12 protein-coding genes are annotated in these 12,588 nt (G+C 63.2%); 9 read left to right on the top strand and 3 right to left on the bottom strand.

What is annotated here, in order from left to right:
- Nucleotides 1-150 precede the first annotated feature (150 nt).
- The gene (locus tag H607_RS0104695; RefSeq protein WP_028874475.1) at nucleotides 151-354 is read left to right on the top strand and encodes a cold-shock protein; all 204 of its coding nucleotides are present in this window, start codon (nucleotides 151-153) and stop codon (nucleotides 352-354) included.
- Between the two features lie 170 nt (nucleotides 355-524).
- Here H607_RS0104695 and H607_RS0104690 read toward each other — a convergent pair whose 3' ends face one another.
- The 3 genes from H607_RS0104690 to H607_RS0104680 form a co-directional block, all read right to left on the bottom strand.
- A complete protein-coding gene (locus H607_RS0104690; RefSeq protein ID WP_037989695.1) occupies nucleotides 525-1,754 on the bottom strand; it encodes a lytic murein transglycosylase in 1,230 nt (409 codons plus the stop codon).
- Between the two features lie 68 nt (nucleotides 1,755-1,822).
- On the bottom strand, nucleotides 1,823-2,824 hold the full coding sequence (locus H607_RS0104685; RefSeq protein ID WP_028874473.1) for an HpcH/HpaI aldolase/citrate lyase family protein: 1,002 nt from the start codon (nucleotides 2,822-2,824) through the stop codon (nucleotides 1,823-1,825).
- Nucleotides 2,825-2,915: 91 nt separating this feature from the next.
- Nucleotides 2,916-3,908 (bottom strand): malate dehydrogenase, encoded by a 993-nt coding sequence (locus H607_RS0104680; RefSeq protein ID WP_028874472.1) that lies wholly within the window; start codon nucleotides 3,906-3,908, stop codon nucleotides 2,916-2,918.
- Nucleotides 3,909-4,042: 134 nt separating this feature from the next.
- On the opposite strand from H607_RS0104680, the gene H607_RS0104675 reads away from it, so the two are divergent.
- The 8 genes from H607_RS0104675 to H607_RS0104640 all read left to right on the top strand — a co-directional run bounded on the left by H607_RS0104675 (nucleotide 4,043) and on the right by H607_RS0104640 (nucleotide 12,586).
- Nucleotides 4,043-4,771 (top strand): GntR family transcriptional regulator, encoded by a 729-nt coding sequence (locus H607_RS0104675; RefSeq protein WP_028874471.1) that lies wholly within the window; start codon nucleotides 4,043-4,045, stop codon nucleotides 4,769-4,771.
- Between the two features lie 79 nt (nucleotides 4,772-4,850).
- Entirely contained in the window at nucleotides 4,851-5,243 is a 393-nt protein-coding gene (sdhC, locus tag H607_RS0104670) for a succinate dehydrogenase, cytochrome b556 subunit (RefSeq protein ID WP_028874470.1), read from the top strand.
- Nucleotides 5,237-5,584: a succinate dehydrogenase, hydrophobic membrane anchor protein gene (gene sdhD / locus H607_RS0104665; protein WP_028874469.1), complete on the top strand. Its 348-nt coding sequence runs from the start codon at nucleotides 5,237-5,239 to the stop codon at nucleotides 5,582-5,584. Before sdhC ends, sdhD begins: the two co-directional genes overlap by 7 nt.
- A gap of 2 nt (nucleotides 5,585-5,586) precedes the next feature.
- Nucleotides 5,587-7,380: a succinate dehydrogenase flavoprotein subunit gene (gene sdhA / locus H607_RS0104660; RefSeq protein ID WP_028874468.1), complete on the top strand. Its 1,794-nt coding sequence runs from the start codon at nucleotides 5,587-5,589 to the stop codon at nucleotides 7,378-7,380.
- A gap of 18 nt (nucleotides 7,381-7,398) precedes the next feature.
- Nucleotides 7,399-8,106 carry a succinate dehydrogenase iron-sulfur subunit gene (locus tag H607_RS0104655; protein ID WP_028874467.1) on the top strand — a complete coding sequence of 236 codons (708 nt, stop codon included), beginning with the start codon at nucleotides 7,399-7,401 and terminating at the stop codon, nucleotides 8,104-8,106.
- Nucleotides 8,103-8,411 (top strand): FAD assembly factor SdhE, encoded by a 309-nt coding sequence (locus tag H607_RS11760; protein ID WP_083961937.1) that lies wholly within the window; start codon nucleotides 8,103-8,105, stop codon nucleotides 8,409-8,411. Before H607_RS0104655 ends, H607_RS11760 begins: the two co-directional genes overlap by 4 nt.
- Complete coding sequence (gene gltA, locus H607_RS0104645; protein WP_028874466.1) at nucleotides 8,408-9,703, top strand: citrate synthase; 1,296 nt, start codon at nucleotides 8,408-8,410, stop codon at nucleotides 9,701-9,703. Before H607_RS11760 ends, gltA begins: the two co-directional genes overlap by 4 nt.
- Nucleotides 9,704-9,751: 48 nt before the next feature.
- Complete coding sequence (locus H607_RS0104640; protein ID WP_028874465.1) at nucleotides 9,752-12,586, top strand: 2-oxoglutarate dehydrogenase E1 component; 2,835 nt, start codon at nucleotides 9,752-9,754, stop codon at nucleotides 12,584-12,586.
- The last annotated feature ends 2 nt before the right edge of the window (nucleotides 12,587-12,588 follow it).

Below are 12,588 nucleotides of genomic sequence, written 5' to 3'. Positions count from 1 at the left end.
TATTGACGTGGGGGTAAAAGGCGCGTATCGTAGCGACAGTGTTCGAAGCGCGCATCGTCTTCACCGCTTGCGGAGATTCGCGATTCCTGCTCGGCACACCGTGGGTCATCCGGCCCGTTTCAATAGAGTAGTAACGAAGGAAGCTTCATCATGGCAACTGGTACTGTCAAGTGGTTCAACGATTCCAAAGGGTTCGGCTTCATCACCCCCGATGATGGCGGTGAGGATCTGTTCGCGCATTTCTCCGCGATCAACATGCCCGGCTTCAAAACCCTGAAGGAAGGCGAGAAAGTCAGCTTCGAAGTCACGCAAGGGCCGAAAGGCAAGCAAGCGTCGAACATTCAGAAGGCCTGACGTCTGCCCCGCCGCGGCGGGACGTTGGACCGCCTGGCAGCAGAGAAGCCACCCCACGGGGTGGCTTCTTTTTTTTGGTGCGCCCGGCACGGGCGCACTCTTGGAGGTGAAAGTCCTTTCGTGAGTCGATCACGGCGAACGAAGCGAAGCGCAATGGGCCTGCTTTGGTGTCAATGCGTTTTGTTGCAACCGCCCTCGAAGCGCCGCAGTTGTTCCAGCGCCTTCGTGCCGGGCCAGCCGTCGGCTTCGAGGGTTTGGCCGCCGCATTCCTGTTGGAAACGGCTCAGTGCCTCCCGCGTCTGGGAGCCGGCCACGCCATCGATGTTGCCCGGATCATAGCCCAGGGCGGAGAGTCGTTCTTGCAACTCCAGCGTTTCCGAACGGGTGAGCGGCGGATCGTCGGTGGGCCAGGGCTGGACGAACGGCTGCTTGGGATCGAACCGGGCGGCTTTCAGGGGATCTTTCAGCGCGTCGTAGAGGAGGCCGATCGCCAGGGCGTAGGATTCGGCCGCGTTGTAGCGAAAGATCGCGTCGTAGTTGGGAAAAGCCAGCAGCGCCGGACCTTGGCGGCCGGCAGGCAAAAGCAGTGCGGCTTTTTCCGGCAAAGCGCGCGGCCAGGGCTTGCCATCGGCGCGGGTAAGGCCCATGGCGAGCCATTCGTTCGTCGGGCGTTTTTTCGTGCGGCCGGCGAGCTGGGCATTGAACGAGGGCGGCAGTACGACTTCGATCGCCCAGGGTTCTCCGCGGCGCCAGCCGGCCTGTTTCAGGAAATTGGCGGTGGAAGCGAAGATGTCGGGCAGGGAGTGATAGAGATCACGCTTGCCGTCGCCGTCGAAATCGACGGCATAGCGCTCGAAGGTGCTGGGCATGAATTGCGTCTGTCCGAAGGCGCCGGCCCATGAACCGCGCAGTCGCGCCTGCCCCGTGTCGCCCCGCTCCAGGATATTGACCGCCGTGAGGAATTCGGGGCGAAAGTAGTTTTGGCGTCTGCCGAAGCACGACAGGGTGGCGAGCGATTGCAGCAGGTCGTCGCGACCGAGATTTTGTCCGAAATTGCTCTCCACCGCCCAGAAAGCGACGAGGAGCTCAGCGTCGACGTCGTAGGTGGCTTCGACGTAGCGCAGCAAGCCTTCATTCTCGCGCAGCTTGTCCTGGGCCGTTTGGATGCGTCGGCCATCGACGAGATTGGCGAGATACTGCCAGATGGGCGTGACGAATTCTGGCTGACGATCCAGACGGGCGATTACGCTCGGGTCGGGGCTGAGTGCGGCGGTGAGGGAGAGGAATCGGTCGGCAGGAATGCCGCGTTGCTCGGCTTCGGGGGCGAGGCGCTCGAGGCAGGCGCGGAATTCATCCTCGGAAAGCTGCGGATAATAGGATTGGGCGTTGGCGCCTGCCATCGGCAGCGACAGGAGCAAGGGAACGATCCAGCGGGGAAAGCGCCGTTGCGCGAAGGGGGTTGGGCGATTCACGAGTCGGATCCGAAAAAGCGATGCAGGACGTCGTTGGTGAGTGCGATGCCGGTACGACGGGCGCGTTGCAGCACCGACCAATAATAGCGGTAGGAGGCGCGATCGTGAAGCCGACCTTGGTCACGGATCGGGCCCCAGGCGGCGTCTTGGGCGGCGCCGAGGATACGCACCGCGTCTTCGATCTCCGTGGCGCTGGGCTGCATCGCTTCGAGGATGGGGCGGATCTGGTTGGGGTGGATGCTCCACATGCGCAGGAAGGCGAATTCGGTGCGGGCGCGATGGGCGTCGGCATAGACGAGGGAAACATCCTCGAGCTCGGTGCACACGTTGTGCGCTGGCACGATGGCCGCGGCATGGGCGGCGGCCGAGATCTCGGCCTTGGCGCGGCGAATCAGGGGGTGCTCGAATTGCATGGGCGAGCGCATCGCCTCTGCTCCGATGGCGCCGCGGTGTGAGGAGACGAAATCCATCAGACCGAAGTCGAGGCATTCCACGCCCGGCTCACGGGCAATGCGCATGACCTCGGCCAAGGCTTCCGGCGTCTCGATGAGCACGTGCAGCGGCGGGGGGCGAGTGCCGGGTGGCAGGAGCGGACGCATCGCCTCGCGGACGGTGCGCACGTCGCGCGCTGAACGCACTTTGGGCACGGTGAGGTAGGCAAGGCGAGAGGCGGCGATCGGCAGGATGGTTTCCAGATCACGCAGCCAATGCGGGTGGGTGAGGTCGTGGATGCGTACACCGACGCGGCCGTGGCGGTTTTCGTTCGAGGCGACGAGCTCGGCGCACATCTTTGCGTGGGCCTTTTCGTTGCCGGCAGGTGCGCCGTCTTCACAATCGAGCGTGACGTCGAACACGGGCCCCATGTCGGCCTGCAAGGCCAGCGCTCGGCGCATGAACTTCTCGCTTCCTGCGTAGTGATCCACGGCCGGGATGTCGGGCAGTTCGCGTTCGTGTTCGAAAAGGACCTGGGCGGGGCGCAGCAACTTGGATTGGGTCATGGCGCGGAGATGAACGCGGAGATGGAAAAAGGCACGTGGCCGCGACGGGCGGCCCGTGCCTTCATGATACACGCTTTGGGCGGGGTTTGCCTCAGCCGAGGAGATCCTTGACGCCTTCACGCTCTTCGAGGAGCTCGTTGAGCGTGACGAGGATGCGCTCGCGGGAGAAGTCGTCGATCGGCAGCCCTTGGACGATGCGGTATTCGCCGTTCTCGCACACACAGGGGAAACCGAAAATGATGCCTTCGGGGATGCCGTAGGAACCATCGGAGGGCACGCCCATCGTCACCCAGCGGCCGTTCGTGCCCAGCCACCAGTCACGGATGTGGTCGATGGCAGCGTTGGCGGCGGAGGCGGCCGAAGAGAGACCGCGCGCCTCGATGATGGCGGCGCCGCGCTTGCCGACCGTGGGGATGAAGACTTCGCGGTACCAGGTTTCGTCGTTGATGAGATCCTTGACCGACTCGCCGTTGGAGGTGCAGAAGCGATAGTCGGGGTACATGGTGGGGGAGTGGTTGCCCCAGACGACGATGTGCTCGAAGCTCGACACCGGCCGGCCGGTCTTGATTGCCAGCTGGGCGAGCGCCCGGTTGTGGTCCAGCCGCAGCATGGCGGTGAAGTTCTTGGAGGGGATGCGACCGACTTTCTCGGCGGTCTTCATCGCGATGTAGGCGTTGGTATTGCAGGGGTTGCCGACCACCAGCACCTTGCAGTCGGGATTGGCGTGTTCGGCGATCGCCTTGCCCTGCACGGTGAAGATCTTGGCGTTCTCGGAGAGCAGATCCTTGCGCTCCATACCGGGACCGCGCGGGCGTGCGCCCACGAGCAGGGCGATCTGGGCATCCTTGAATGCAACGTTGGGATCGTCGGTGGCGATCATGCCAGCGAGCAGCGGAAAGGCGCAGTCTTCGAGTTCCATCATCACGCCCTTGACCGCTTTTTGCGCCTGGGGCAGGTCGAGCAGCTGTAGAATGACGGGTTGATCTTTGCCCAGCATTTCTCCGCTGGCGATGCGGAACAGCAGGCTGTAGCCGATCTGACCGGCGGCGCCGGTGACGGCGACGCGAACGGGGGCTTTGCTCATCGGTGCTCTCCGTGGTGGACGATAACCTTGGAATCCTAGTCTGGTGATCAATGCTTGTCAATCCATGTCTTATATCTTATATAAGACGGTGGACATGGTAGACGTCCTATCTTTTTTGTGCTGAAATAACAAACATGGCCTCGAATGCACCCACCTTCAGTCCGTTGTATCGGCAGATCAAATCGTTGATCGTCCAGGCGCTGGAATCCGGCGAATGGCGACCGGGCGAGGCCATTCCCAGCGAGCAGGAGTTGGCGGCCCGTTTCGGTGTTTCCCAAGGCACCGTGCGCAAGGCGGTCGATGAGCTGGCCGCGGAGAACGTGCTCGTGCGCAAGCAGGGCAAAGGTACTTTCGTGGTCTCGCACCACGATCCGCGCCAGTTCTTCCGCTTCCTCCGGCTCGTGCCCGACGACGGCAGCCTGACCCAGCCGCAGAGCGTGCCGCTCGACTGCTGGCGCGCCAAGGCGGGGCAAGAGGCGGCGCGTGTGCTACAAATCCCCGTGGGCGATCCTATCATCATCCTCAGGCGGGTATTGAAATTTTCGGGCAAGCCCGTGGTGCTCGACGAAATCTATCTTCCGGGCGAGGTGTTCGAGGGGCTCACGCTCGATACGCTCAAGGAGTGGAAAGGCTCGCTCTACAGTTTCTTCGAGACGCGTTTCGGCGTGCGCATGCTGCGGGCCGAGGAGCGCATCCGTGCCGTGGCCGCCGACCGCATGGCCGCCGAAACCCTGGGCGTAAAGGAGGGGACGCCGCTTTTATCGGTGGAACGCGTGACTTATACTTACAACGATCGGCCGGTGGAATGGCGCCGGGGGCGCTATCTCACCACGCAATACCATTACCACAACGAGCTGACCTGAGTCGGGTCGGCGAGCGCCGTTTTTTCGAGGGTGCGTCCGCCGGGGCGGGCGCGTATGTGTGACCAAGGGAGCAAGCGCGATGAGCGAAGCAAGCGTGGCACGAAAGGCGCGGCCCAAGTTTCTCGACGTGCGGGAAATTCGGCTGCCGTTGCCGGGGATCGTCTCGATCCTGCATCGGATCAGCGGGGCCGGGTTGTTCCTGCTGTTGCCGTTCCTGTTGTATCTGTTCGACTTGAGCGTGTCTTCACCCGAGACCTTCGCCACGTACAAGGCGATCGTCGGCCATCCGCTGGTGAAGCTGATCCTCTTCGGCCTGCTGTGGGCCTACCTGCACCACTTCTGCGCCGGCATCCGCTTCCTGCTGCTCGATCTGCACAAGGGGATCGAGCTCGAGCAGGCGCGTCAGAGTGCGCGGCTGGTGCTGATCGTCAGCCTCACCCTCACCGTGATCCTGGGAGTCTGGCTATGGTGAAACGTCTCGTCGTCGGCGCCCACTACGGTCTGCGCGACTGGCTCGCCCAGCGTGCCACCGCCACCTACATGGCGCTCTACACCATCGTGTTCGCCTTCGCGGCGCTCACGCTGCCGAAGATGGATTATGCGCATTGGTCGGCGCTCTTTTCGGGCGGCCTGATGCGCTTCCTCACCTTCCTTTTCTTCATGTCGCTCGCCTATCACGCGTGGGTCGGCGTGCGTGACATCTGGATGGATTACGTCAAGCCGCTGGGTCTGCGCCTGGCGCTGCATCTCGTCACGCTCTTCCTGCTCGTCGGTTATGCCGGCTGGGCGGCCAAAATCCTGTGGAGACTCTGACCGTGAAAGTCGCGAAGCATACCTTCGATGCCGTGATCGTCGGTGCCGGTGGCGCCGGCCTGCGCGCAGCGCTGCAACTGGCCGAGGCGGGGTTGCGCACGGCGGTGCTCACCAAGGTGTTCCCCACGCGCTCGCACACCGTGGCGGCGCAGGGCGGAGTGGCCGCCTCGCTGGGCAACTCCACGCCGGATCATTGGCACTGGCACATGTACGACACCGTCAAGGGGTCCGACTGGCTGGGTGACCAGGACGCGATCGAGTTCATGGTGCGCAAGGCCAACGAGGTCGTGATCGAGCTCGAGCACTTCGGCATGCCGTTCGACCGTACCGACGAGGGCAAGATTTATCAGCGTCCCTTCGGCGGGCATTCCATGAACTACGGTGAGGCGCCGGTGATGCGCTCCTGTGCCGCGGCCGACCGCACCGGGCACGCGATGCTGCATGCGCTCTACCAGCGCAACGTGCGCGCGCGCACCCACTTCTTCGTCGAATGGATGGCGCTCGACCTCATCCGCGACAGCGAGGGGCATGTGCTCGGCGTTACGGCGCTCGAACTCGAGACGGGCGAAGTGGCGATTTTCCACGCCAAGGCCACCATCTTCGCCACCGGCGGGGCGGGGCGCATCTATCATTCCTCCACCAACGCCTTCATCAATACCGGTGACGGGTTGGGGATGGCCGCTCGCGCGGGAATTCCGCTCGAAGACATGGAGTTCTGGCAATTCCACCCCACGGGCGTTGCCGGCGCCGGCGTGCTCATCACCGAAGGGGTGCGCGGCGAAGGCGGCATCCTGCGCAATTGCAACGGCGAGCGCTTCATGGAGCGCTACGCGCCCAACCTCAAGGATCTGGCCTCGCGCGACGTCGTTGCCCGTGCCATGGTCACCGAGATCAACGAGGGGCGCGGCTGTGGGCCGAACAAGGACTATGTCCTGCTCGACATCACGCACCTCTCGCCCGAGATCATCATGAAGCGGCTGCCGGGCATCCGCGAGATCGCCATCCAGTTCGCCGGCGTCGATCCGATCAAGGAGCCGATCCCGGTGGTGCCCACTTGCCATTACATGATGGGCGGTATTCCGACCAATTATCGTGGTCAGGTGGTGGTGCCCAAAGACGGTGACCCCAACGTGCCGGTGCCCGGATTCTATGCCGCCGGCGAGTGCGCCTGTGCTTCGGTGCATGGCGCCAACCGCCTGGGGACCAACTCGCTGCTCGACCTGCTCGTCTTCGGCAAGGCGTCGGCCGAAACCGCCGTGGCCGACATCAAGAGCGGTAACCTGACTTTGCGCGAGCTGCCCAAGGATGCGGCCGAGGTGAGCCTCGCGCGTCTGGCGCGCCTCGAGAACCAGAAAGAAGGCGAGCCGGTGGCCGACGTGCTGCTCGAGCTGCAGCGCACGATGCAGAAACATGCGGGCGTCTTCCGCTTCAAAGACATGCTCGAGGAAGGGGTGCAGAAGATCCTCGCGGTCGAGGAACGGGTACGTCGTACGGCCATCCGCGACCATTCCAAAGTATGGAACACGGCGCGCATGGAGGCGCTCGAGCTCGAGAACCTCATCGAGGTGGCCAAGGCGACGATGATCTCGGCCGCGGCGCGCAAGGAATCCCGCGGAGCGCACGTGCGCGACGATTGTCCCGATACGCCCGAATTTCCCAACGGGCGCAACGACAAAGAGTGGCTCAAACACACCCTGTGGTTCCGCGACGGCAACCGGCTCGAGTACAAGCCGGTCAATCTCAAGCCGCTCAACCCCGACACCCAACCCATCGCGCTCGCCAAGCGCACGTACTGACCGGCGGGAGAATCGACCATGACCCGAGTGGTGCAATTCCGCATCTATCGCTACGATCCCGACAAGGATCAGAAACCCTACATGCAAGACATTTCGGTCGAGCTCGAACCGACCGACAAGAAGCTGCTGCAGGCGCTCGTGCGCGTCAAGGCCAAGGACGATTCGCTCTCTTTCCGCCGCTCCTGTCGCGAAGGGGTGTGCGGGTCGGATGCGATGAACATCAACGGCAAGAACGGTCTGGCCTGCCTCACCGACATCGACAGCCTGGCGCAACCCATCGTGCTGCGTCCGTTGCCGGGCCTGCCGGTGATCCGAGATCTCATCGTCGACATGACGCAGTTCTTCAAGCAGTACCATTCGATCACGCCGTATCTCATCAACGACGATCCTCCGCCCGAGCGCGAGCGCTTGCAAACGCCCGAGGAGCGCGAGGAGCTGAACGGCGTCTATGAATGCATCCTGTGCGCGTGCTGCTCGACCTCTTGTCCATCGTTCTGGTGGAATCCGGACAAGTTCGTCGGCCCGGCCGGGTTGTTGAACGCCTATCGCTTCATCGCCGATACGCGCGACACGGCCACCAACCAGCGGCTCGACGATCTCAACGATCCGTATCGGCTCTTCCGCTGCCATACGATCATGAACTGCGTCGACGTCTGTCCCAAGCATCTCAACCCCACCAAGGCCATCGGCAAGATCAAGGAGCTGATGGTCTCGCGTGCGGTATGACGAGCCCCAAGGGACGGATCCGCTGGCATTGTCGGCGGGCCCTGCTCGAACTCGACCTCATCTTCCAGGATTTCCTGGCGGTCGAGTTCGACCGGCTCGGCGACGAAGAACTCGCGATTCTCGAAGAGCTGCTGGCACTGGAAGACCACGAACTGTGGGCCCTCGTCAATGGTACTCGTCCCATCCCGCAGCCGCGCTGGCGTGCGATGGTCGAAAAACTGCGCGGCGTGAGGGTGCATCGGCGCACGCGCCTGTTGGGTGAGAATGGGCCCGGAACCCACGAAAACCAAGGAGAAAAAGTATGAGCACGGAACGCAAAGCGACGCTCGTCATCGACGGCAAGGAATATCACTATCCCATTCTCTCGGGCACGCTCGGCAACGACGTGATCGACATCCGCAAGCTCGGCAGCGAGACCGGGCATTTCACCTACGACCCCGGTTTTCTCTCGACCGCGAGCTGCCGTTCTTCCATCACCTACATCGATGGCGACAAGGGCGAACTCCTCTATCGCGGCTATCCCATCGAGCAACTGGCCGAACAGTGCTCCTTCATCGAAGTCGCCTATCTGCTGCGCAACGGCGAGCTGCCCACCAAGGCCCAGTTGGAAGATTTCGACACCCGCGTGCGGCGTCACAGCATGCTGCATGACCAGATGCACCGTTTCTTCACCGGCTTTCGCCGGGATGCACACCCCATGGCGGTGATGGTCGGGGTGGTCGGCGCGCTCTCGGCCTTCTATCACGACGTGCTCGACTTCAATGACGCCGAGCATCGCATGATCTCTTTCATCCGCCTGGTGGCCAAGATGCCCACCATCGTGGCGATGGCCTACAAGTACAACGTGGGACAACCCTTCATGTACCCGCGCAACGACTTGCCTTACGCCGCCAACTTCCTGCACATGATGTTCGGTACACCCTGCGAGAAGTACGAGCCCAATCCGGTGCTCGTGCGGGCGATGGACGTCATTTTCACGCTGCACGCCGACCACGAGCAGAACGCCTCCACCTCCACGGTGCGCCTGGCTGGTTCGTCGGGAGCGAACCCCTTCGCCTGTATTTCCGCCGGCATCGCCTGCCTGTGGGGGCCGGCGCACGGCGGCGCCAACGAAGCCTGTCTGCGCATGCTCGAGGAGATCGGCGACGTCTCTCGCGTGGGCGAATACATCAAGCGTGCCAAGGACAAGAACGATCCCTTCAAGCTCATGGGCTTCGGTCACCGCGTCTACAAAAACTACGACCCTCGCGCCAAGCTCATGCGCAAGATCTGCTACGAGGTGCTGCAGGAGCTGGGCCTGGAGAACGATCGTCTCTTCAAGCTCGCGCTCGCCCTCGAAAAAATCGCATTGGAAGACGAATATTTCGTCGAGAAGAAACTCTATCCCAACGTGGACTTCTACTCCGGCATCGTGCAACGCGCCATCGGCATCCCGACCTCGATGTTCACCTGCATCTTCGCGCTGGCGCGCACGGTGGGGTGGTTCACGCAGTGGGAAGAAATGATCACCGATCCCGAATACAAGATCGGTCGTCCGCGTCAGCTCTATGTCGGTGCGTCGCGTCGCAACGTCGTACCGCTCGACGCTCGGGGATGAGCCGCCGTATGACAGGAACCCAGGCCCAGGCCTGAAAGGGAGATCCCCATGTACAAGGAATTCCAGGACACGACCGTCCTTTTCGGGGCCAACGCCCCTTTCATCGAGGAGCTCTACGAGCACTATCTCGTCGATCCGCAGTCGGTCCCCGAAGAGTGGCGGCGCTATTTCGACGCCCTGCGTCAGGGGCCGGGTCCGGAGCAGGAAGTGCCGCACGCTCCGATCCGCGCCGCGTTCGAGCAAATGGCCAAGATGGGGCCGGTGCGTTACCTCAAAGCAGGTACCGACGATGGCCAGCGCCAGGTGGGCGTGCTGCAGCTCATCAACGCGCACCGTTTCCTCGGGCACCGCGTCGCCGACATCGATCCCCTGAAGATGCACGAGAAACCGCGCGTCGAGGAACTCGAGCCGGCTACCTACGGGCTCACGGAAGCCGACCTCAATCGCGAGTTCAACGTCGGCTCTTTCCGCGGGCTCGAGAAGCAGACGGCCACGCTGCGCGAGATCCTCGATGCGCTGCGTCAGACGTATTGCCGCACCGTGGGCGTCGAATACATGTACATCACCGACACGGCCCAGAAGCGCTGGCTGCAGGCGCGCTTCGAGCCGGTGCATGGCAAGGCGAAACTCACGGCCGATCAGCAGAAGCGCATCCTCGAGCGGCTCACCGCGGCCGAAACCCTGGAGCGTTATCTGCACACCCGCTACGTCGGCCAGAAGCGTTTCTCGCTCGAAGGGGGTGAGTCGGCCCTCGTGGCGCTCGACGAGGCGATCCGCGTGGCCGGCCGGCATGGCGCGCAGGAAGTCGTCATCGGCATGGCGCACCGCGGGCGTCTCAACGTGCTGGTCAATGTCCTGGGCAAACCGCCGGCCATGCTCTTTGCCGAATTCGAAGGCAAGAAAGCCGAGGAGCTCACCGCCGGCGACGTGAAGTACCACATGGGTTTTTCGAGCGACGTGCTCACCCCGGGCGGGCCGGTGCACCTCTCGCTCATGTTCAACCCCTCGCATCTCGAGATCGTCAACCCCGTCGTGCTCGGCTCGACTTACGCCCGCCAGCAGCGCCGCGACCCGGCCGAAGCCAGGGATCAGGTCGTGCCGATCATCATCCACGGCGACGCGGCGGTGGCGGGGCAAGGGGTAAACCAGGAGGTGCTCAATTTCGCCCAGACGCGCGGCTATGGCGTGGGCGGCGCGGTGCACATCGTCATCAACAACCAGATCGGCTTTACCACGTCCGATCCGCGCGACCTGCGCTCCTCCACCTACTGCACCGACATCTTCAAGATGGCGGAGGCGCCCATCTTCCACGTCAACGGCGACGACCCCGAGGCGGTGGCCTTCGTGATGCAGCTCGCCATGGAATTCCGCAAGGAGTTCAAGAAAGACGTGGTGGTCGACGTCGTGTGTTTCCGCAAGCTCGGACACAACGAGCAGGACGAGCCGGCCGTGACCCAGCCGCTGATGTATCGCCGTATCCGGCAGCATCCGGGCACGCGCAAGCTCTATGCCGATTACCTCGTGCAGAGCGGGGTGATCGCCCCGGACGACCCCGAGCGCTACATCCAGGAATACCGCGAACATCTCGACCGGGGCGAACTCCTCTATAACCCCGTCGTGGCCAACGTGGTGCGCAAGCACGCGATCGACTGGACGCCTTTCATCGGTCAACCCTATACCGACGAGTGTGACACGTCCATTCCCGCGGCCGAATATCGACGCCTGGCCGAACGGCTCACCACGATCCCCGAGGGCTTCGCCTTGCATCCGCGGGTGCAGAAGATCATCGAGGACCGGCGGGCGATGGGGCGCGGCGAGCTCCCGGCCGACTGGGGGTTCGGCGAGAACCTCGCCTATGCTTCCCTCGTGGCTCAGGGGTTCGGCGTGCGCCTGTCGGGCGAAGACGTGGGGCGCGGTACCTTCTTCCATCGCCACGCGGTGCTGCACGACCAGAACCGCGAGCGACGCGACGAAGGTACTTACGTTCCGCTGCAGAACATCCAGGAAGGGCAGGCGCCGTTCTACGTCTATGACTCCACCCTCTCGGAAGAAGGGACGTTGGGCTTCGATTATGGCTACGCCATCACCGAGCCGAATCAGCTCACCATCTGGGAGGCCCAGTTCGGCGACTTCGCCAACGGCGCACAGGTGGTGATCGACCAGTTCATCGCCTCCGGCGAAGCCAAATGGGGGCGCTTGTGCGGGCTCACCTTGCTGCTGCCGCACGGCTATGAAGGACAAGGGCCGGAGCACTCTTCGGCGCGCATCGAGCGCTACTTGCAGCTGTCGGCCGAGCGCAACTGGCAGGTGTGTGTGCCCACCAATGCGGCGCAGATCTTCCATCTGCTGCGCCGCCAGATGCTGCGGCGCGTGCGCAAGCCCCTCGTGGTGTTCACGCCCAAATCGCTGTTGCGCCTGAAAGAAGCTGCTTCCCCGATGGAAGACTTCCTGCGCGGCGGCTATCGGACCGTGATCGGCGAAGTCGAAGAGCTCGCGCCGAAAAAGGTCAAACGCGTACTGTTGTGCCAGGGCAAGATCTATTACGAGTTGCTCGCTTACCGGCGCGAGAAGGGGATCGACGATACGGCCATCATCCGGCTGGAGCAACTCTATCCCTTCCCGGCCGAGGCGCTCAACGCCGCCCTCAAGCCTTTCGCCCAGGCCAAGGAACTCGTCTGGGTGCAGGAAGAACCGCGCAACCAGGGCGTGTGGTACTGGCTGCTGTCGCGCCAGCACCTGAAGAACGAGCTCGGGCGCGGCCGCCGGCTGCTGCTCGTCGCGCGTCCGGCCAGTTCTTCCCCTGCCGTGGGTTACCTCGCCAAGCACGTGGCGCAACAAAAAGCCGTGATCGAAGGGGCATTTGGCCCGATCCTGGCCGATTGAGC

Source organism: Tepidiphilus margaritifer DSM 15129 (assembly GCF_000425565.1).
In the GTDB taxonomy this organism is placed as follows: domain Bacteria; phylum Pseudomonadota; class Gammaproteobacteria; order Burkholderiales; family Rhodocyclaceae; genus Tepidiphilus; species Tepidiphilus margaritifer.
Note: the sequence above shows the minus strand (reverse complement) of the source record. Positions and strands in the feature narration are given on the sequence as shown.